The sequence below is a fragment of the Nannocystis bainbridge genome (assembly GCF_028368995.1).
Classification (GTDB): Bacteria; Myxococcota_A; Polyangia; order Nannocystales; family Nannocystaceae; genus Nannocystis; species Nannocystis bainbridge.
On record NZ_JAQNDL010000001.1, the window covers coordinates 2,225,233 to 2,245,735 of the forward strand.

At 73.0% G+C, this 20,503-nt stretch carries 14 protein-coding genes; 10 read left to right on the forward strand and 4 right to left on the reverse strand.

Annotated features, from left to right (window positions below; genetic code table 11):
- The first annotated feature begins 63 nt into the window (after positions 1 to 63).
- The 8 genes from POL25_RS08690 to POL25_RS08725 all read left to right on the forward strand — a co-directional run bounded on the left by POL25_RS08690 (position 64) and on the right by POL25_RS08725 (position 12,350).
- A complete protein-coding gene (locus POL25_RS08690; RefSeq protein WP_272085455.1) occupies positions 64 to 888 on the forward strand; it encodes a hypothetical protein in 825 nt (274 codons plus the stop codon).
- 3 nt (positions 889 to 891) lie between these two features.
- Positions 892 to 3,597 (forward strand): GNAT family N-acetyltransferase, encoded by a 2,706-nt coding sequence (locus POL25_RS08695; protein WP_272085456.1) that lies wholly within the window; start codon positions 892 to 894, stop codon positions 3,595 to 3,597.
- Between the two features lie 4 nt (positions 3,598 to 3,601).
- Complete coding sequence (locus tag POL25_RS08700) at positions 3,602 to 5,368, forward strand: IucA/IucC family protein (RefSeq protein ID WP_272085457.1); 1,767 nt, start codon at positions 3,602 to 3,604, stop codon at positions 5,366 to 5,368.
- Positions 5,358 to 6,650: a lysine N(6)-hydroxylase/L-ornithine N(5)-oxygenase family protein gene (locus POL25_RS08705; protein ID WP_272085458.1), complete on the forward strand. Its 1,293-nt coding sequence runs from the start codon at positions 5,358 to 5,360 to the stop codon at positions 6,648 to 6,650. The genes POL25_RS08700 and POL25_RS08705 overlap by 11 nt, the downstream gene beginning before the upstream one ends.
- Positions 6,647 to 8,497, forward strand: a complete 1,851-nt coding sequence (locus POL25_RS08710; protein WP_272085459.1) for a PepSY-associated TM helix domain-containing protein — start codon at positions 6,647 to 6,649, stop codon at positions 8,495 to 8,497. The genes POL25_RS08705 and POL25_RS08710 overlap by 4 nt, the downstream gene beginning before the upstream one ends.
- A gap of 300 nt (positions 8,498 to 8,797) precedes the next feature.
- Entirely contained in the window at positions 8,798 to 9,922 is a 1,125-nt protein-coding gene (gene mraY, locus POL25_RS08715; protein ID WP_272087243.1) for a phospho-N-acetylmuramoyl-pentapeptide-transferase, read from the forward strand.
- A 7-nt stretch (positions 9,923 to 9,929) separates the two neighbouring features.
- A complete protein-coding gene (gene murD, locus POL25_RS08720) occupies positions 9,930 to 11,480 on the forward strand; it encodes a UDP-N-acetylmuramoyl-L-alanine--D-glutamate ligase (protein ID WP_272085460.1) in 1,551 nt (516 codons plus the stop codon).
- Positions 11,481 to 11,492: 12 nt separating this feature from the next.
- The gene (locus tag POL25_RS08725) at positions 11,493 to 12,350 is read left to right on the forward strand and encodes an MBL fold metallo-hydrolase (protein WP_272085461.1); all 858 of its coding nucleotides are present in this window, start codon (positions 11,493 to 11,495) and stop codon (positions 12,348 to 12,350) included.
- A gap of 474 nt (positions 12,351 to 12,824) precedes the next feature.
- On the opposite strand, the gene POL25_RS08730 is transcribed toward POL25_RS08725, so the two are convergent.
- Positions 12,825 to 14,237: an amidase gene (locus POL25_RS08730; RefSeq protein ID WP_272085462.1), complete on the reverse strand. Its 1,413-nt coding sequence runs from the start codon at positions 14,235 to 14,237 to the stop codon at positions 12,825 to 12,827.
- Positions 14,238 to 14,379: 142 nt separating this feature from the next.
- Between POL25_RS08730 and POL25_RS08735 the strand changes: the two genes are divergently transcribed.
- Complete coding sequence (locus tag POL25_RS08735; RefSeq protein WP_096333764.1) at positions 14,380 to 14,610, forward strand: helix-turn-helix domain-containing protein; 231 nt, start codon at positions 14,380 to 14,382, stop codon at positions 14,608 to 14,610.
- A gap of 52 nt (positions 14,611 to 14,662) precedes the next feature.
- Here POL25_RS08735 and POL25_RS08740 read toward each other — a convergent pair whose 3' ends face one another.
- Positions 14,663 to 16,273: a globin family protein gene (locus POL25_RS08740; protein WP_272085463.1), complete on the reverse strand. Its 1,611-nt coding sequence runs from the start codon at positions 16,271 to 16,273 to the stop codon at positions 14,663 to 14,665.
- Positions 16,274 to 16,390: 117 nt separating this feature from the next.
- Positions 16,391 to 17,203, reverse strand: coding sequence for a hypothetical protein (locus tag POL25_RS08745; protein WP_272085464.1), 813 nt, complete (start codon positions 17,201 to 17,203; stop codon positions 16,391 to 16,393).
- Between the two features lie 767 nt (positions 17,204 to 17,970).
- Between POL25_RS08745 and POL25_RS08750 the strand changes: the two genes are divergently transcribed.
- The gene (locus POL25_RS08750) at positions 17,971 to 19,659 is read left to right on the forward strand and encodes a metallophosphoesterase family protein (RefSeq protein WP_272085465.1); all 1,689 of its coding nucleotides are present in this window, start codon (positions 17,971 to 17,973) and stop codon (positions 19,657 to 19,659) included.
- Between the two features lie 4 nt (positions 19,660 to 19,663).
- Here the strand turns inward: POL25_RS08750 and POL25_RS08755 are convergent, their stop codons facing one another.
- Entirely contained in the window at positions 19,664 to 20,431 is a 768-nt protein-coding gene (locus tag POL25_RS08755) for a hypothetical protein (protein WP_272085466.1), read from the reverse strand.
- Between the last annotated feature and the right edge of the window lie 72 nt (positions 20,432 to 20,503).

Consider the following 20,503-nt stretch of genomic DNA (forward strand, 5'->3'; position numbering starts at 1 on the left):
CGGCACGTTTAATTTTGAAAATCATTATCGCTTAACAATACCTTCCGCCGTATGCGAACCAGCTTGCGACGACCCCTCGTTGTCCTGTTCTCGGCGGCGTGCGTGCTCGCGTGTGGCACCACCGGGTCGGCGACGGACGCGACCTCCGACGGAGGCGTGACCACCACGACCGGCGCGAGCACGGCCGCGAGCACCGACGCGAGCACCGGGACCACGACCGCCGAGCCGACCACCGGCGGCACCACCGATCCCGCCGAGGCCCAGTGTCAGGCCGACCTGCAGGACTGCCCCGACGAGTTCAAGTGCGTGCTGCGGCGCGGCGCCGCCGACTGGGAGTTCGTGTGCTTGCCGGTCCAGGGCGACAACGCGGCCGGCGACGCCTGTCATCACGACGGCGTGGTCGCCGGCACCGACGACTGCGACGAGACCTCGTGGTGCATCGGCGCCTTCGACACCACCGGCGCGCCGTGGGAGGGCCTGTGTTACCCGCTGTGCGTCGGCGACGTGTGCGGCAACGACCAGCGCTGCGTCGGCATCGGCGCGCTCCCGGTGTGCGCGCCGATCTGCGACCCGCTGCTGGCCGTCGGCTGCACCGCCGACGAGGCCTGCATCTTCCGCGAGCCCGAGGGCTTCGTATGCTTCCCGCAGGGCACCGACGGCCACGCGATCGGCGAGGACTGCGAGACCGCGATCAGCTGCGCGCCGGGCCTGCACTGCTCGCAGCGGGTCGCCGGCTGCCCGCCCGAGGCGTTCTGCTGCACCGACTACTGCGACACCGGCAGCGCCGACAACACCTGCACCGCCCAGGGCATGGGCGCCACCTGCGAGACGATCGGCGCCACCGCGCCCGAGCAGGCCCACGTCGGCGCGTGCGTGATCCCGGAGTGAGCCATGACCGCGCGCGCACCCACGACCCTCGGTGAACCCGACGACCTCGTGCTCGAGCCGTCCGCCCGGGCCCTGCTCAGCGCCCTCGTGCGCGAGCTCGACGGCTGGACGAGCGAGCGCGCGCCCGGCCGCGAGTGGCTGCGCCTGGCCATGCCGGTCCAGGGCGGCGCGATCGAGGTCCCGCTGGCGCGGCCGTTCGGCGTCGGCCGGATCGCCGGCGGTCAGGCCCGCTGGCGCGACGCCGCCGGCGCCAGCGAGCCGCTGCCGCTCGCCCGCCTGGTCGCCCGCCTGGTCGAAGAGCCAGCCGTCGCCGCCGCGCTCGGCCTGTCCTCCGGGCCAGGTCTCGATCGCTTCGTCGCCCGCGTGCGCGCCAGCGCGGCCAACCTCGAGGCCACCGTCAGCGCGCGCGCGGCCGACCTCGACGTCCTGTTCAGCGAGCCGCTCGGCTTCATCGCCGCCGAGCAGGGCCTGCTGCTCGGCCACTCGGTCCACCCGGCCCCGCGCCTGCGCGAGGGGCTCGGCGACGGCGACGACGACCTCGTGCCCGAGCTGCGCGGGCGCACGCCGCTGTGCGTGTGGGCGGTCCGGCGCGAGCGGCTGCTCCACGGCGGCGACGAGGCACCATCCCTGCTGGCGCGCCTGGTCGCCAGCGACCCGGCGTGGGCGGCCCAGGCCGACACCGTCGGGCCCGAGTTCGTGCTGCTGCCGCTGCACCCGCTGCAGCACCGCGCGCTGCTCGACGATCCCTCGCTCGAAGCCGGTCGCCGGCGCGGCGAGCTCGTCCCGCTCGGTCCGCTCGGCGGCGCGTGGTCGGTGACCTCGTCGCTGCGCACGCTGCACCGCGACGGCGCGCCGTTCATGCTCAAGCAGTCGCTGCCGGTGCGGCTCACCAACTCGCGCCGGACCCTGTCGCTGGCCGAGCTCGACCGCGGCCTGCTGCTCGGGCGCGTGCTCGGCGACACCGACGCCCCGCTGCCGCTTCACCCCGACTTCCACATCCTGCGCGAGCCGGCGTGGTTCGGCCTGCGCGACGATCAGAATCAACCTGGCCCTTCGGTCAGCTTCTTCGCCCTGCGCGACAACCCGTTCCGCGAAGGCCAACCGGCCGAGATGCTGGCGACCCTGCTGCAGGACGATCCCCGCAGCGGCCGCAGCCGCCTCGCCGTCCGCCTCGAGCGGGCCGCCGCGCGCCTCGGCGTGCGCCCGATCGCCCTCGCCGAGGCGTGGTTCGTCCGCTTCCTCGCCGTCGCGTTCGCGCCGATCGTCGCCGCCCAGGCCGAGCTCGGCCTACTGCTCAGCGCCCACCAGCAGAACCTGGTGATCGGCTTCGCCGACGACGGCCTCACCCCGGCGCGCGCGTGGTTCCGCGACGCCCAGGGCACCGCGTACACCGAGCTCGCGCTGCGCCGCCACGGCGAGCGCGTGCCCGGGCTCGAGCGGGCGGTGTTCCGCGCGCCGCTGGCCGAGCGCGTGTGGGCCTACTCCGTCGTCATCAACGGCGTGTTCAACACCGTCGCCTCGCTGGCGATGATCCCCGGCCTCGACCAGGGCCTGCTGCTCGAGCACCTGCGCGCTTGCCTGCAGGGGCTGCGCGCCGCGGCGCCCGCCGACCCGCGCGCGATCGACTACCTGCTGCGCTCGCCCGAGCTGTGGACCAAGGCCAATGCGCGCTGCTTCGCCGGCGGCGTCGACGAGGTCTCGCTCGCCGACCCGCTCACGATCTACCGCCCGATCGCAAACCCGCTGCACCGCGCGCCCGTCGACTCGCCCGCGCCGACCTCCGGCCGCGCCGCCGATCTCGACGGCGACGTCCAGGTCGAGCTCACCCAGCTCGCGCCGTCGCGGTTCACCGGCCACGTCGACGGCGCCCGGCCCTTCACGCTCGACCTCGCCGACGATCACGCGACGATCGCGTGGGAACAGTTCGACCCACGCGCGCGCGACCTGGTGAGCGACCGCCTGTTCACCGGCCGCCTCGGCCTGCGCCACCTCGCGCATGTCCACGCGGAAGGGCGGGAGATCGTCGCCCGCGAGGCGTTTTATCAGCGCCCGCTGTGGCACCACCGCGGCGAATCACTGCCGGCGACCACGCCGCTCGTGCAGACCGGCGCGATCGTCCATCCCCTGCGCCAGGACGACGGCGAGTCCCTGCTCTACCGCCGCCACTGCGCCGCCATCGATCGCACCTTCAGCCTGCGGCGCTTCGATCTGTCGCGCGACCTCGACCTGTTCTGCGCCTGGATGAACGACCCGGTGGTCGCGAAATTCTGGGAGCAGGCCTGGCCGCGCGCGCAGCTGCTCGACTACATCGAGCAGCGGCAGGCCGACCCGCACACGATCCCCGCGATCGGCTGGTTCGACGAGCGGCCGGTCGCCTACTACGAGATCTACTGGGCCAAGGAGGACCGCCTCGGCCCGCACTACGCGGCCGACGACTTCGACCGCGGGTTCCACATGGCGATCGGCGACCCCGAGGTGCGTCACCGCGGCTGGGGTCGGCAGTGGTTCCTCTCGATGGCGCACTACCTGTTCCTCGACGACCCGCGGACGCAGCGGCTGGTCGGCGAGCCGCGCGTCGATCAGGCCCGCGTGCGCAACTGGGCCAACTCCACCCCGTGGGAGGAGTGGGGCGAGGTCCACTTCCCGCACAAGACCGCCGTGCTGATGGTGCTCTCCCGCGAGCGCTTCTTCGCCACCTTCGAGGGCTGACGACGTGAACCCCGGCGAGACCTCCGAGTGGCAGGACCACGCCCGCCTGGCCGGCCGGCGCCGGCTGGCGCAGGCGATCGGCGAGCTCAGCTTCGAGGGGCTGCTGCACCCGCGTCCGCTCGGCGACGACCGCTGGGCGCTCGATCTGTCCGATGGGACATGTTATTCGTTCACAGGGCGGCCGAGCGCGTGGGGCGGGCTGCACGTCGAGGCCGACGGCATCACCCGCCGCGAAGGCGACGGCGACGAGCAACCGGCCGCCTCGCCGGTGCAGCTGATCCTCGACGCCCGGGCCGCGCTCGGGGTCGGCGCCGACGCGCTGGCCGAGTTCCTCGAGGAGCTCCACAACAGCCTGCTGGCCGAGACGGAGCAGTGCGCGCGCCTGGCCGAGCTGCGCGCGCCGCAGCTGGCCGCGCTGTCGGGCGCCGCGCTCGAGCAGCACCTCGACGGCCACCCCAAGCTGGTGGCGCACCGCGGCCGCGTCGGCTGGGGCGTCGCCGATCTCGCAGCCTACGCGCCCGAGTCCGCCAGCCGCGTGCAGCTGCACTGGCTCGTCGTCGCGCCCGAGCTGGCCCGCTGCAGCGGCGCCGCCGGTCCGGGCCAGCTGCAGTTGGTCGACGAGAGCTGCGACGCCGAGGCCCGGGCCCGCCTGCTCGAGCAGCTGCACGCGCGCGCCCCCGGGCTCGCGCGCGGCGGCGTGCTGGTGCCGGTGCACCCGTGGCAATGGCAGCACCACCTGGCCGCCCAGTATATCGACGCGCTGACGCGCGGCGCGATCGTCTCGCTCGGCCGCTTCGGCGACGCCTACGCGCCGCGCCTCTCGATCCGCACCCTCGCCGACGCTTCGCGACCCGAGCGCGCCGACGTCAAGCTGGCGCTGACGATCCTCAACACCTCGTGCTGGCGCGGCCTGCCCGGCGAGCACATCGAGCAGGGCGTCGGCATCGGCGCGGCGCTGCGGCGGCGCGTCGCCGGCGATCCTCTGCTGCACGGCGTGCACGTGCTCGCCGACCTCGGCGGCGTGCACGTGCCGCAGCCCGAGTTCGAGGCCCTCGGCGCCGCGCCCTACCGCCTGCGCGAGCAGCTGGGGGCGCTGTGGCGCGAGAGCGCGACGGCTCGCCTCGGCGCCGACGAGCGCGAGGTCGCGGCCGCGGCGCTGCAGCAGACCGACCTCCGCGGCGAGCCGCTGCTGCGCACATGGGTCGAGCAGAGCGGCGCCTCGATCACGGCGTGGTTGACCGCGCTGTTCGAGCGCACCGCGGCGCCGCTCTATCACTTGCTGTGCCGCCACGGCATCGGCGTGATCGCCCACGGGCAGAACCTCGGGCTGGTGCTGCGCGCGGGAATGCCGACGGCGATCCTGCTGCGCGACGTGCACGGCGACGTGCGCCGGGTGGCCGACGACCGCTTCGATCACGAGCCGGCGCTGCGCGGGCTCAAGGCGCTGCCGGCCGGCCAGATCGTGCACGACCTCTACACCGGCTATTTCGTCAGCGTGCTGCGGTTCGTCGCGCCGCTGTGCGAGCGCAGCTTCGGCCTGCCGGAGCGCGAGTTCCTGCGGCTGCTGTCCGCGGTGCTCGCCGCCTACTGTGATTCGGTGCCGCACGAGGCGACGGCGCGCTTCGATCTGTTCCGTCCGGAGATGGAGCGGATCTGCCTCAACCGCGCCCGTCTGCGGATCGGCCACGGCGGCGGCGCCACGCGCCCGCTGCCCGCGCTCGGTCCGCCGCTGCATAACCCGTTGGTGAGGGAGGTGGACGATGAACGATGAGATCGATCTCGCAGGCGTGGGCGTCGGGCCCTTCAACCTCAGCATCGCGGCGCTCGCCGACGAGCTGCCCGAGCTGCGAGCCCGCTTCTTCGAGAAGCGCGAGCGGTTCGCCTGGCACCCGGGCCTGTTGTTCCGCGGCTCGCGGATGCAAACTTCTTTCTTGAAGGACCTGGTGACGGCGGTCAGCCCGACCAGCGCGCACTCCTTCATCAACTACCTGGTCCAGCACGGCCGCTTCCACGCGTTCCTGGCCGCAGACAGCTCGGCGATCGAGCGGCTCGAGTTCGCGGACTACCTCGGCTGGGTGGCGAGCCGGCTGTCGTCGCTGCGCTTCGGCGTCGAGGTCCGCGACGTCGTGCCGGTGCCCGGCGGCTTCGAGCTGCGCCACGACCACGACCGCACGCGCACGCGTCACGTGGTCCTCGGGACAGGTCGCGTCCCCGCCATCCCCGAGTGCGCGCGGGCCCACCTCGGGCCGCGCTGCTTCCACGCGATCGACATCCTCGCGCGCCCGCTCGAGCTGCGCGGGGCCCGGGTCGCCGTGGTCGGCGGCGGCCAGACCGGCGCCGAGGTGGTGCTCGAGCTGCTGCGCGGCAGCTGGGGCGAGATCGCCGAGCTGAGCTGGGTCTCGCGCCGCCTCAACTTCGAGCCGCTCGACGAGAGCCCGTTCACCAACCACCTGTTCACGCCCGGCTTCGTCGCCGCTTTCCACGAGCTCGACCGCCCGCGCCGGCAGTCGCTGCTGGCCCGCCACAAGCTGGCCGGCGACGGCATCTCGCTGTCGACCCTGCGCGAGCTGCACGACCGCGTCTACCAGCTCACCGCCCTGCGCGCCGGCCCGCGGGTCGAGCTGCTGCCGGGCCGCGAGCTGGAGTCGCTGAGCCCGCGCGGGTCCGGCTTCGAGCTGCACACCCGCAACAACCTCGACGGCGAGCACGAGGAGGTCGCCGCCGACACGGTGATCCTCTGCACCGGTCTGCGCGAGCACCTGCCGCCGTGCATCGAGTCGCTGCTGCCCGCGCTCGAGCGCGACGAGCACGGCGGCCTGCAGGTCGACGCCAACTTCGTGCTGCGCCGCCAGGCCGCCGGCGACGGCCGGCTCTACATCGTCAACGGCGGCCGCTCGACCCACGGGATCGCCGAGTCGCAGCTCAGCCTGATGGCCTGGCGCTCCGCCGTGATCCTCAACGACGTGCTCGGCCGGCGCCGCTTCGCCGTCGAGCAGGAGCGCGAGCTGGTGCGCTGGCGCGCCCGCCCGCGCGCGGACGCGAGGTCGCGATGAGCGAAGCTCCGCACGAGCCGGGCGCCCTCGAGGTCGCGGGCGAGGCCCTGCGCGAGCCGGGCTCCCGCGGACTCGCGGGCGAGGCCTCGCGCGAGCCGGGCTCGATCGAGGCGGTCGAACTCCCCCGCGAACCCGACGCTCTCGAATTCACAGCAGGCGACGCGCCCCCGCGGGGCGCCCCCGCGCCGAACCTGCCCGACGCCCCGCGCAAGCTGGGCGCGCGCGCGCAGTTCGGCCTGGTCGTGTTCGCCGGCCTCGGCGCCGTCCTGCTCACCTGGGCGCTCGCGCGCTTCTGGCCCGACTCCCCGGCCGAGCGCGCCACCGTCGCCAGCGTCGCCTTCATCCCGATCTGGACCCTGCTCGCCCTCGCCCTGCTCGCCTGGCGGCGCCGCGCCCCTGCGGGCTCCGGTCGGCGGCGCCTGTTCGCCGTCCACCGCGGCCTCGGCGGCGCGCTCGCGCTCGCGGGCGTGCTGACCTTCGGCTCGGGCGTCGGCGCCGTGCTCGACCGCGCCCTCGCGCGCTGGCAGGTCGTGCACGCGGCCGCGAGCGACGTCCCGCCGGTCCACGAGCAGCCGATCGACGGCGTCCTGGCCGGCCTGCTGGAGGCCCAGCCGGCCCTGGTCCGCGGCGAAATCTCGATCCACCCCGCCGGCCCCGAGCACCCGTGGATCGAGGTCGTCTACTTCGGCCCCACGCGCGTCCCGGTCCGCGTCGATTTCGACCCCCGCAGCGGCGCCCCGATCGCCGAGGGACGCGGCCCGCTGTGGGTCGTGCGCGACCTGCACCGCCAGCTCCTGACCCAACCCTTGCTCGGCGAGACCGTGCTCGGCCTGCTCGGGTTCGCCCTCGCGCTGATCCTCTGCACCGGCCTGGCCACCCGCCGCGACTGGCTGCGCAACCTGGTCCGCCGGCGCCGCCCGGCCCAGCCGCTGGCGATGCGCATGCACCAGTGGGTCGGCTTCTTCACCCTGCCCGCCGCGCTGCTGTGGGCCTGGACCGGCGCCCTGCTCGGCCTGACCCTGATCGTCGTCCCGATCGTCGGCGGCGCAGCCTATGGCGGCGACCGGGCCGCCTTGATGCGCGACGTGCTCGCCAGCGATCGCCCGCCGCTGGTCGACGCCCCGGCCCCGCGGCCCGACCTCCAGCGCTTGCTCGCGGCCCGCTGCCCCCTGATCGACGCCCACCTCCCCGAGGCCGAGGTCCACCAGCTGCGCGTGCGTCACCCCGGTCTCGCCAGCGGCACCGTGCGCATCGATCTCGAGGGCGACGGCCTGCTGCAGCGCGGCTCCTTCACCCGCGACGCTGACGGCGGCCTGCGGGACTGTCGCGCCCTGCCGGCGGCCGGCCCCGGCCTGCAGGCCTTCCTCGCCTCGATCGCGCTGCACTACGGCGAGTGGGGCCCCGGGTGGCTGGTCGACCTCGCCTACGTCCTGCTCGGCGCCGGCCTCGTGGCCCTGTCGTGGCTCGGCGGGCTCCTGCTGGCCCGCCGGCGCGAGAAGGGCGGCGAGGCCCGCTCCGCCGAGCGCCTGCGTCGCTGGCTCGCCGGCCTCGGCTACGGCCTGCCGCTGGCCACCGGCGCCCTGCTGCTGCTGTCGCGCGTCCCGGCGCTGGCGCGGGCCGAGGACGTGGCGCTGCGCGTGTTCCTGGCGGTGCTCGTGCTGGCGCTGCTGCTCGCGCGGATCTTCGCCCGCGCCCCCGCGCTGCTGCACACCGCCCTCGTGGCCCTGCTCGCCGCCGTCCCGCTCGTCGGCTGGATCGCCGCCGGCGTGGTCCCGGGCGCGGTCGAAGCGGTGCTGGTGATCCTCGCCGCGGCCCTCGTCGGCCTGCACCGCCGCCGTCCCGCCTGAGCGCCGGCGCCGAAATCCATCGCTCACGCCTCGACATCGGCCGTGAGCGCTGGCGATCGCCGTCCCGTCTGAGCGCCGGCGGCGAAATCCATCGCTGCACGCCTCGACATCGACGCCCGCGAGCGCTGGCGATCGCCGCGGCTCTCCGACCCGCGCGCACAGCCCTCTGCGGGCCGACGTGGACCGACGCGCACGCGCGGCCACCCACCCTGATTCCCCGCGCGGCCCGGGCGCCGCCTGGCGGCGCGTTCGGCGAATAGTTGCGCCATCGGGGCCATGCATGGCAAGCCGGCTTGCGACGTGCTGTACCAACTGCTCTTCGCGCTTCACGACGACGTGAGCTGGCTGCGCTGGCTGAACGTCCTGCGCTACACGTCCACGCGGATCTTGCTGGCCACGCTGACGGCCCTGGTGCTGTCGCTGATCCTCTACCCGTGGTTCATCCGGACCCTGCAGAAGATCCAGCTCGGCCAGGTCGTGCGCGACGACGGGCCCAAGTCGCACTTCTCCAAGCGCGGCACGCCGACGATGGGCGGCAGCCTGATCCTCTTCTGCCTCATCATCCCGACGGTGATGTGGTCGGACATGAGCAACGGCTTCGTCCTGCTCGCCACCGCCGTCACTGCCGGCTGCGGCGTCATCGGCTTCGTCGACGACGGCCTCAAGATCCGCAAGAAGCACTCCGGCGGCCTGCCCGGCAAGATGAAGCTGCTGCTGCAGTTCATCATCGCCGGCGCCGCCGTCTGGTACCTCTTCAGCCCGCTCAGCGGCCTCATGCCGGAGGGCATCCGCTACCGCCTGGCGATGCCGTTCACCGACTTCTACGAGCATTTCTTCGTGCTCCCGGAGTGGATGTACCTGGCGTTCGCCACTCTGGTCGTGGTCGGCTTCTCGAACGCCGTCAACCTGACCGACGGCCTCGACGGCCTGGCGATCGGCCCGGTGGTGATGAGCGCCGCCACCTTCCTCGTGCTGACCTACGCGGCCGGCACCCTGATCGCCGGCTTCGACATCGCCCGCTACCTCAACATCCCCCACATCCCCGGCGTCGGCGAGCTCGCCATCTACTGCGGGGCCATGTGCGGGGCCGGCATCGGCTTCCTCTGGTACAACACCTTCCCCGCCAGCGTCTTCATGGGCGACGTCGGCAGCCTCCCGCTCGGCGCCGGCATCGGCTTCCTCGCCGTCGCCTCGAAGAACGAGTTCACCCTCGTGGTCGTCGGCGGCATCTTCGTGCTCGAGGCCGTGAGCGTGATCGTCCAGGTCGTCAGCTTCAAGCTGACCGGCAAGCGCGTGTTCAAGATGGCGCCGATCCACCACCACTTCGAGCTCAAGGGGTGGAGCGAGCCCAAGGTGGTCGTGCGCTTCTGGATCATCAGCTTCATGCTCGCCCTCATCGGCCTCGCCACCCTCAAGCTGCGCTGAGCCCCACGTGACCGCCGACCACACGTCCCCCTCCGACCCCGCCGACGCGAGAGCCCCCTCCGCGTCGGCGGCCGCCGTTTCGCCCCCGACGTCCGCGAGCGGCCTCGACCCGACCGCTTCGACCCCAGCGATCCGAAGCGCCGCGGGCTCGCCGGGTGACCCCGATCCGTCCGCCTCGTCGGCCCCGCCCGAACTCGATTTCGCCCGCACCACCGCCCTCGTCATCGGCGCCGGCGCCAGCGGCCGGGCCGCCGCCGAGCTGCTGGTGTTCCTCGGCGCTCGCGTCCGCCTCTACGACCAGAACCCTGACGCCACCGTGCCCGCCGGCGTCGAGCCGGTCCTCGGCGCCGCCGAATTGCCCGCCGAGGCCTTCGCCGGGCTCGGCCTCATGATCCTGAGCCCCGGCGTCCCGCCCGCCCGCTTCCGCGACGCCCAGCGACGCTGGGCCCCGCAGGCCCGGGTCCACGGCGAGATGAGCCTGAGCCTGGCGATCGCCGCGGCCCGCTTCGGCCGCCTGCCGACCGTCCTCATCACCGGCACCAACGGCAAGAGCACCGTCACCGCCCTCACCGGCGCCCTGCTCGAGGCCGGCGGCCTGAAGCCGTTCGTCGGCGGCAACCTCGGCGTCCCGCTGGCCGCCGCCCTGCTGGGCCTCCTGCGCGCCCGCGCCCCCGCGCCCGACGCCCTCGTGCTCGAGTGCTCGAGCTTCCAGCTCGAGACCCTCGAGCACGCCGCCACCGACGTGGCGATGGTCCTCAACATCACCCCCGACCACCTCGACCGCTACCCCGGCCTCGACGACTACGCCGCCACCAAGGCGCGCGTGTTCACCGGCCTGGGCCCGGACGGCCTGGCCCTGCTCGACGCCGGCGACGGCTTCACGTCGTTCCTGCGCGCCCGCGTCGGCGCCGGCCGGCTCGTGCTCGTCGACGACCCCGACGGCGCGCGCCTCCTCGGACCTGGCCCCGGGGACAGCCTCGTCCTCCCGGACGGCGAGACCTTCGCCCGCCGGGCCCTGCCGATCCCCGGCCGCCACAACAGCAAGAACGCCCTGTTCGCCCTGCTCGCCGCCCGCCGGCTCGGCGTCGACCACGACGCCTGCGTGCGCGGCCTGGAGGGCTTCCACGGCCTGCCGCACCGCATGACCTTCGTCCGCGAGCGCGCCGGCGTCCGCTTCTACGACGACTCCAAGGCGACCAACGTCGCCAGCGTGCTCGCCAGCCTCGACGGCTTCGACCGCCCGGTCGTCCTCATCGCCGGCGGCCGGGCCAAGGGCGACGATCTCACGCCCCTGCGCGCCCTGCTGGGCCGCAGCGGCCGCGCCCTGGTCGCCATCGGCGAGTCGGCCGACGCCTTTTACCCCCTCGCCGACGGCCTCGTGCCGGCGCGCCGGGCGAACTCCATGGCCGAGGCCGTCGAGCTCGCGGCCGCGCTCGCCGGCCCGGGCGACGCCGTGGTCCTCTCGCCGGCGTGTGCCAGCTACGACTGGTTCAAGAATTACGGCGAACGCGGCGACACCTTCGCCCGCCTGGTGCGGGCGCTGCCTGCGGAGAAGTGATACACCGCCCGCATGCGGCTCGACAGCGTGCGCGGCAACACCCAGAGGCTCGACGGCGGCGCGATGTTCGGCAACGTCCCGCGGCCCCTGTGGCAGCGCTGGGCCCCGCCTGACGACCTCAACCGGATCTCCCTGGCCTGTCGCTGCCTGCTCGTCCGCGACGACCGCGGCCGCACGATCCTCTTCGAGGCCGGCATCGGCGCCTTCTTCGAGCCCAAGCTGCGCGAGCGCTTCGGCGTCGTCGAGTCGGAGCACGTCCTCCTCGACTCGCTGGCCGCCCTCGGCGTCGGGCCCGACGACATCGACATCGTCGTGCTCTCGCACCTCCACTTCGATCACGCCGGCGGCCTGCTCACCACCTGGTCCGAAGGACAGGCGCCGGCCCTGGTATTCCCGCGCGCCAGCTACGTCGTCGGCGAGGACGCCTGGCAGCGCGCGCTGCACCCCCACCCGCGCGACCGGGCCTCGTTCATCCCCGGCCTCACCGACTTGCTCCTCGCCACGGGTCGGCTCGAGCGCGTGAGCGGCGACCGCAGCGAGCTGCTCGGGCCCGGCTACACCTTCACGGTCTCCAACGGTCACACACCGGGGCTGCTGCTCGCACGCATCGAGACACCGCGGGGCGCCGTCACCTTCATGGGCGATCTCGTGCCCGGCGTCCCGTGGGTCCACCTGCCGATCACCATGGGCTACGACCGCTTCCCGGAGCTCCTCATCGACGAGAAGGAGGCCCTGCTGGCCCGGATCCTCGCCGACGACGGCACCGTCTTTTACACCCACGATCCAGATGTCGCGGCCAGCAAGCTGACCCGCGACGCCCATGGCAAGTTCACCGCGACATCCATGGTCAGCGAGCTCCACTGGGCCTGACACCGCTGTCACATTCGCGGTGGCAGAGGTCGGTATTTTAAGTTCGCGCCATCGTCGAGGGCGGGCGCGTCGCCCGGACACATGCCCGAGACGGCCGGCGAACCGACCGCCGCGGGGTTTCATTAAGTCAGCGCAAGCAGCTTCTTCTGCAGCCTGCGGACCGAGCGCGGCGCCGTCATCAGGTAGTACACGCCGGTCAGCACGTAGAGGGGCAGCTTGGAAGCATTGGGGGGGGTCATGGCACGTTCTCCGCGATAAGGTCTGCGTCTTTGTAGCGGCGGGGGGCCGCGTGTCGGATCACTCGATGTCCGACACCGTTTCGATCTCGCACATCTCGGTGCTCTCTTGCAGATCACGCACCGAGATGGCGATCCGACCTCTGCGAAACGCATCGCATTCCTGTGAGATTCCGTCGCGACAATTTGTCCGCCCGCGGTGACGGACGGCGCCGCTGGCGGCCAATTTATCTGGCTGTCAGGACATGCTCGGAGAGACAGGTACTCGCGGGCGCCCGGGGAACATCGCTTCGACCTCGCGCGCGACCGCCAGCACCCGATCCTCGCGGCCGAGCGGGCCGACCAGCTGGACCGCGATCGGCAGGCCCTCGCGGGAGCTCGCCACCGGCAGCGCCACCGCCGGCTGACCGGTGACGTTGAACGGCGCCGTGAACGCCCCGTAGACCGCGTAGGCGCGGAACACCGCCTCGCCGTCGGGTCCGCGCCACGCCCCGATCGGCGGCGGAGGTCCCACCACTGCGGGCGTCAGCACCAACTCGGCGTCACCGACCCACGCCAGCACCCGCTCGCGCAGCGCCTCGAACGCCGCGTGGGCCAGCGCCGGCGAGTTGCGGCGACCGGCCTCGACGAGCCAGCGCGTCGCCGGCTGCAGCCGGTCCGCCCGCACCCACGGCACCTCGGACAGGAGGCGCTGGTAGATCGGCAAGAAATCGTCGACCGACCCCCGCGCCATCTCGACCTCCTCGACGCGGTGGCCCGCGCCGGCGAGCGCCTCGCCGACGGACCGCGTCGCCGCGGCCCACTCTGGCGCGGCGGCGGCCAGCGGCGAGTCGACCGCCAGCTTGATCCGCAGGCGCGGCGACGGCTCCAGCATCTGTCCGTAAGGACATGGCGGAGGGGACAGCCAGTGCGGCCGCCCGACGGTGAGCCCGGCCATCACGTCGAGCAGCGCCGTCGCGTCGGCGACCGAGCGCGCCAGCGGCCCGCAGGTGTAGAGCAGCGTGCGGTCGTCGCGACCGAACGCGTTGGCGACCCGCCCGCGCGACGGCTTGAGGCCGACGAGGCCGCAGAACGCGGAGGGGATCCGGATCGAGCCGGCGCCGTCGCTGCCCTGGGCCCACGGCAGCAGGCCAGCGGCGACCGCCGCGCCCGAGCCCCCGCTCGAGCCGCCGGCCGTGCGCGCCGGGTCCCACGGGTTGCGCGTCGGCGGGTGCGTGTCAGGCTCCGTCACCGGCAGCGCCCCGAGCTCCGACGTCGCCAGCTTGCCGAGCACCACGAGGCCCGCCGCGCGCAGCTTGGCCACCGTCGCGTCGTCGATCGGCGAGTACAGCGGCAGCACCCCGCGCGAGCCCATGCGGGTCCGCGAGCCGCGGACGAAATTGAGGTCCTTGACGCCGATCGGCACCCCGAGCAGGGGCGGGACCGAGTCGAGCGCGCCGCGCCGCGCCGCGCGGTCGAGCGCATCGTCGGCGGCCCGGGCCGCTCGCCGCGCCCGCGCGTCGAACACCGACACGAAGGCCGACAGCGCGGGGTTGTGCGCGGCGATACGGTCCAGGTACAGCGCGACGAGCTCCTGGCTGCGGATCTCGCGGCGCCGCAACAGGCGCGCCTGTTCCAGGCCAGACACGTGGAGGAGCTCGGCGAGCGACATCGGCCGCGCAGTCTTGCGCCGCCGGTCGCCGCGAAGCAAGCCCCGAACCTCGCGGAAGCGAGCCCCAGAGCCCCTCCGAGCGGCCATTGTGCTCCCGACGCGGCTTGGGTTAGCGTGACCACGGGGAACGGGGAGGGCACCGATGGTCCCGCGTGGGGATAGGAAAAGCGCGAAGCCTCGCTCAGACAACGCCGCGGCGCTCGACCTGCTCACGGTCGACGAGGTCGCGACCATGCTCAAGACCAGCCGCAAGGCCATCTATCACCGCATCAGCCGCGGCCAGATCCCGTCTGTGAGGCTCGGACGCAGCGTCTTCATCCGCCGCAGCGACCTCGCCGCCTGCCTCGTGCCCGGCGCCTTCAACGACCCCTGAGCAGCCCACCACGCGGCGCGCCAGGGCCTCCCCCACGCCCCTGGCGCGCGCCTCACTTGCCGCGGGTCAGGTGCAGGCGGACCACCTGCAGCGTCGCCGTGAAGCCGCCGCAGCTGTCGCCCGCGCACACCTGCCACGCGCCCGGGGCCGCCGAGCCGGCCAGGCTCGCCAGATCGGGCCCGACCGCCGCGCCCGGGTTCGGCGTGTAGCTGCAGGCGCCGTCGTCCTCGCAGATCACGCCGTCGGTGCCGAGGCCGTCGCCCATCAGCTCCGCGTCCTTCGGGCCCGCGAGGCTGAACATCAGCGGCGCCGTCGCGGCGAGGTTGGAGCTGTCACCGCTGCAGCCCGAGCCGTCGTCGGTCGCCTCGGCGAGGCCCGGGCGGCTGACCAGCGTCACCGTCTCCGCCGCCGGCGACAGCAGCTTGATCGTCAGGTCGCCCGCGTAGCCGGTGTCGATCCCGACCTCGACCTCCACCCCCGCGACCACGTCGAACTCCGACGGCGGCACCATCAGCGTCGCGCAGGCCATCGTCGCCGGCGTGCCGTCGTAAGCCCCGTCCGCGAGCGCCATGCCGAGGTCGACCTCGGCGAACACCTCGACCTCGGTCGCGCCGGGGCAGTCCTCCGGATCGACCACCATCTCCGGGCACAGCGGCTCGAGCGCCTTCTGCAGCGCCGCCGCGTCCTTGTCGTCAGCCTCGGTCAGCGCCGCGCCGAGGTGCCCCAGCATCGCCACGAAGTCCGCCGAAGTGATCGGCGCCCCGCCCAGCATCTCGTTGCTGACCCCCATGTGCGCCGGCTGCATCGCCCGACACGGCGCCGCCGCGCTCACCCCCGGCTCGACGCCCGCCGGCGCATCGACCTCGGAGCCGTAGACCGCCGGCCCGTCGACGTCCGCCAGCTGCCTCACGAGACATGTCCCAAGGCGCACGTCGTCGACCCCGGCGAAGAACCCCGACAGCGCCGCGTCGCCCGTCACGCTCGCCAGCCACGCGCCCGTCACCGCCTGCAGCCCCGGCTTGCGACCGAGGCGCTGGTACAGCGTCGCGTCGTCGCCGGGATCCTCGACCACCTCGCCGGCCAGCGCCGTCAGCGAGTCGAGCAGCGCCGCCCGGTCGGCCTCGGTCAGCTCCTGGCCCGGCCCGGCCTGGTGGGCGTCGAGCGCCGTCGCCACGTCGGCCACGAAGTCGGCGAAATCGATCGCCGACACCCCGAGCCCCGCGTGGGCCGACTGCATGCCCTTGCACGTGTAGGTCGCGCCCGGGCAGCCCGCGAGCGTCGCCAGTTGGTCGACCAGGCAGCCGAGGAAGCGGCCGCCGTCGAACTCCGCGTTGAGGAAATAGGCGTTGATGCGGTCGTCGGCGACCACCTGGCCGGCGATCGCCACCGCCAGCGCCTCGGCCCCGTCCGGCCCGCCGAGGCGCGTGCAAAGCCCGTCGTCGATCGGCCCGGTGGTCGTCCCGACCGTCGGCTCGCCCGTGCTCGTCTCGCTCGTGACCGTGCCGGTGCTCGTCGTCAGCGGCGGCGTCGTCGTCGAAGCCGTGGTCTCACCGCCGGTCGTCGCCTCGCTCGAGGTCGTCGGCTGCCCGGTCGGCTGGGCCACGTCGTCGGCGCAGCCGGCGGCCAGCGCGAGTGCGAGGGCGAGCCCAGGCTTGGTCCGCATCTCCGCATCTAAGCACGAAGGCCGGGCGCGCGCCGCCGGCAAACCGTTCGCGCCGGGCCCATGCGCTGCCGGACCACGCCGCACTCCCGCATCCTCCCCGACGTCGGGTCGGGCCCGTCAGCCGGTCGCCACCAGCAGCGGCGCCGACGCCCGCGAGCGTTCGCGGCGCATGTCGCGGAACACCAGCGCGTAGCGGGCCCGGTCGGCGTGCACCCGCAGCCACGCGTCGAGGCTCGGCTGCGCGTGCGCGTCGAGCATCTGCCGCATCGCCGCGACCACGCTCTCGTGCAGCTCGGGCGGCGTCAGCGTGCCGTCCATGTAGCGGACCAGCGCCGGCGCCCGGGCGGCGCTCTGCTCGCGCAGGCCCTGCCACTTGTCGCTCGTGAACTCGACCGACGAGTCGCAGTGGTCGGCGGCCAGGCGCGCCATCTGGGCCCAGTCACCCTCCTCCGCGAGCCGCCGGATCTGCGCCCCGATCAGCCCGAACACCTCCGGGTGGATCGCCAGGATCTCGTGCGTCGGCTCGGCCGACAGCCACGCGTCGGGCTCCTCGACGAACACCGCCCCGACCAGGCCGGAGGCCAGCGGCAGGGCGCAGGTCAGGTGCTGCAGCCCGAACGAGATGGCCCGCCAGCGGTCGCGGATCTCGTGCTGCCACAGCGTGTTGACCAGCGGCGCCAGCTGATCGGGCGCGGCCATCATCCGCGCCACTCGCCGCTGCGGGCTCCCGATCGTCGGTCGGTAGGCCTCGAGCACGCGCGGCTGGGTGAACAGCAGGCGCCACTCACCGCTCAGCAGCTCGACGCGACGAAAGTCGCGGCCGATCAGGTCCAGGACCTGATCGCGGCTGGCCGTGGCCAGCTGGTGCAGCAGAACGTCCTCGATGTCGAGGTAGCGCTCGCTGCGTATGAGGTACGCGTGGCAGCGCAAGGCGCAGACGCTACCAGATTTGCCGCCCGACCTCAGCAGGAGACCCCGACCGGTCGAGAAAACTCCGGCCGCGGCCCGGTCGCTCGCCGTGGTTTTGCCGCCGAACGCCGCCACCGGCCTCGCAGCGGCCTTACGGGCCCGCGGGGACTCGAGCCCTCGCGCCTCGCTCCGGCCGCCATTCCACGGATCCGGCCGGTCAAAACGAGCCCGGGAGATCGCACATCCGCGCATCACCCCCCACCGCGGCGGCGCCGCCCCGCCTGTCCGAACGGACATGCCCCGAACCCGCGGCCGCCACACTCGTGCAATGGGACACACGTCCCGCGAGACATGGGCTCGCCCGCGCGGCCTCGTGCATCTTGCTCTCGGGACATGTCCCATTCGCCATGTTTTTTAAGACTTCCGCAGCATCGACGACATGTCCTTCACGACATGTCCATTCTGCCATCTGACCGCACTCCTGCCTCGTGCCGCCCCGCGACGCGACCCCGGAGCGCACCGCCTGTCCCGAGGCACATGTCCCAAACGCCAGATCCCCGGGCCCGCCGGCGCGCTCGCGCGCGATCGTTCGCCGCGACACCGTGCAGCCGGCGGCACCGGGGCGAAAAGTCACTCCTCCCCGCCCCTGCCCCGCGAGCCGCCGCCACGCCCCTCTGCGGGCCTCCGTGACAATTTGCGCGGAATCGCGCGGCGAGGGCCCGTGCGTACCCGGGAGCACCCGGGCCCGCGTCGGGGGCGGCCCCGCGATATCCTCCGCTCCTCGCCACATGATCCAGCTCCACTCCGATCCCGCCATCGCCGAGCAGCAGATCGAGGCCCTGATCTTCTACCTCACGACCCTCGGCTACATCGACACCGAGTTCGACATCCGCGAGAAGGCGTTCGTGCGGGCCTTCCTGCGCGAGCTGGTGACGGCGCGCATCGACGAGGGCGGCCCGCTCGACGCCGAGCTGCGGTTCGAGCGGATCGAGAACCAGCACGAGCACTACCTCCAGCGGTTCCAGGAGATCGATCGCGAGATCAAGAGCCTGCTGACCGAGGCCGTCGCCGACGGCGAGGACCCGCAGCGGTTCGTCGTCTCGCAGCTCAAGCTGCGCTGCTTCGAGATGTTCCAGGGGCTCGACGAGGCGGGCCGGCAGCACCTGCTCGAGGTCGTCGACCGCTTCATCGAGGCCGACGGCCAGGTCCACCCGGACGAGGCCTCGTTCCGCAACGACCTCGCCGAGCTGCTCGGCGCCGAGCTGATCCTCGACGACAGCGCGCTCGAGAGCGTCAGCATCGAAGTCAAGGACCCGATCCAGCTGAGCGTGCCGGCGCAGGACAACCACCCGTTCTTCGCCAAGTTCGAGTACCACTACTCCGCCGACCCGAGTCAGCTGCAGCGGCAGTTCGCCGTCGACCTCGCGCTGCTCGACAAGGTCGAGGAGAAGTGGGAGGAGTACCGCGTCCGCGGCCGCGGCCGGCTCGAGGGTCACGCCAGCGTGGCCGACTTCGCCGGAGGCGACGAGTTCCTCGACGAGCACGTCTACGTCCTCCCGGCCAAACCCGGCCGCCACTACGAGCTCATCGTGCTCGGCGACCTGCACGGCTGCTACTCGTGCCTCAAGGCCGCCGTCCACCAGAGCAACTTCTTCGAGAAGGTCCGCCGCTTCAAGGCCGACCCCGAAAACAACCCCGACGTCCGCCTGGTCCTGCTCGGCGACTACATCGACCGCGGACGCTTCAGCTACAACGGCGTCCTGCGCACGATCTTGAACCTGTTCCTCGCCGCACCCGACCACGTGTTCGTGCTGCGCGGCAACCACGAGTACTACATCGAGTACCAGGGCAAGGTGTACGGCGGCGTGCGCCCGGCCGAGGCGATCAACACCCTCACCCCGCACCTCGGCGCCGACGTGTTCGGCCGCTTCCTCGACTTCTTCGACGCCATGCCGAACATGCTGCTGTTCGACCAGATGCTGTTCGTGCACGCCGGCATCCCGCGTGACAGCCTGGTGGCCGAGAAGTGGACCGACCTGGCGTCGCTGAACCGCGAGGACATTCGCTTCCAGATGCTGTGGAGCGACCCGAGCAGGGCCGACATGGTCCCCGACGAGCTGCAAAAGGCCTCCGCCCGGTTCGCCTTCGGCCGCCTGCAGTTCCGCAAGTTCATGCAGCGGATCGGCTGCAACGTGCTGGTGCGCGGCCACGAGAAGGTCAACGCCGGCTTCAAGAACCACTACGGCGACGCCGACATCCGCCTGTTCACCCTGTTCTCCGCCGGCGGCGTCAACAACGACGACCTGCCGCAGGACAGCAACTACCGCGACGTCCGGCCGATGGCGCTCACCGTCACCAGCAAGGACGGCCTCGTCGAGGCCGTCCCGTGGGCCATCGACTACGACCGCTACCAGGACCCGCAGCGCAACAACTTCTTCAGCAGCGCCCCCGAGATCGACATCACCCCGCACGGGTGAGCGGTCACGGGCCGGTGACCGTGTCGCCGGCGCAGTTGATCGTGACCTCGAGCGGCAGGTCGTTCGGGTCGTCGACGCGGACCGCCGCGAACGTCGACCCGTCGAGGGACGACATGAGCGGGCTCAGCAGGTCGCCCGTGATCGCCCCGCAGTAAAAATCGTCTGTGAAGACGGCGCTGGTCATGGTGAGCGCGGCGACGATGTCGCCCCCGGTGATCGGGTTGGCCGCGCCGGAGACGAACACCTCGCCGAGGTCGAGCACGAACACCCCGTCCTCGACCACGACCGCCTCGAACACCAGCGCCTCGCCGACCGGCGTGCGCGGCTTCGTCACCTGGCCCTGATCCAGCGCCAGCGGCTGCAGCTCGGTGCGCAGCAGCAGCTGGCCGCCCTGACCGGTCCAGGTGTTGGAGGCGAGGAACTGGACCGGCAGCTCGGGAGAGATGATGGTCGACACCGCCAGCAAGTACCGCCCCGACTGCTCCGGCAGGTCGTCCGTGGTCGTGTCCGGGAGCGTCGGGTCGCCGGTGTCGAGCGCCGTCGTCGAGGTCGGCAGCGAAGTCGTCGAGGTCGAGGTCGAGGTCGTGCCCGGAGCGGGCGGCGGATCCACGGGCGGATCCACGGGCGGATCCACGGTCGACCCACCGGTCGACCCGCTCGCCTCGCCGGTGCCGCCCAGCGTCGCGCTGTCGAGCGGGTCGCGGTCGGTGCAGGCAGAGGTCGCTATCACCAGGGAGATCAGGGCGCACAGGCGCGGCGCAAGCAAAGCCATGTCTGCGGCAATATCAACAAGGGCGGCCGCGCGCAAGCGATCGCCCGCGCCGCCCCCCGCAGCGCCGCCTCC

Excerpts from the sequence above, each read along its gene's own strand:
- POL25_RS08695 (WP_272085456.1), top strand. The coding sequence starts at position 892 with ATGACCGCGCGCGCACCCACGACCCTCGGTGAACCCGACGACCTCGTG.
- POL25_RS08705 (WP_272085458.1), top strand. The coding sequence starts at position 5,358 with ATGAACGATGAGATCGATCTCGCAGGCGTGGGCGTCGGGCCCTTCAAC.
- POL25_RS08710 (WP_272085459.1), top strand. The coding sequence starts at position 6,647 with ATGAGCGAAGCTCCGCACGAGCCGGGCGCCCTCGAGGTCGCGGGCGAG.
- POL25_RS08725 (WP_272085461.1), top strand. The coding sequence starts at position 11,493 with ATGCGGCTCGACAGCGTGCGCGGCAACACCCAGAGGCTCGACGGCGGC.
- POL25_RS08730 (WP_272085462.1), bottom strand. The coding sequence starts at position 14,237 with ATGTCGCTCGCCGAGCTCCTCCACGTGTCTGGCCTGGAACAGGCGCGC.
- POL25_RS08735 (WP_096333764.1), top strand. The coding sequence starts at position 14,380 with ATGGTCCCGCGTGGGGATAGGAAAAGCGCGAAGCCTCGCTCAGACAAC.
- POL25_RS08740 (WP_272085463.1), bottom strand. The coding sequence starts at position 16,273 with ATGCGGACCAAGCCTGGGCTCGCCCTCGCACTCGCGCTGGCCGCCGGC.
- POL25_RS08750 (WP_272085465.1), top strand. The coding sequence starts at position 17,971 with ATGATCCAGCTCCACTCCGATCCCGCCATCGCCGAGCAGCAGATCGAG.
- POL25_RS08755 (WP_272085466.1), bottom strand. The coding sequence starts at position 20,431 with ATGGCTTTGCTTGCGCCGCGCCTGTGCGCCCTGATCTCCCTGGTGATA.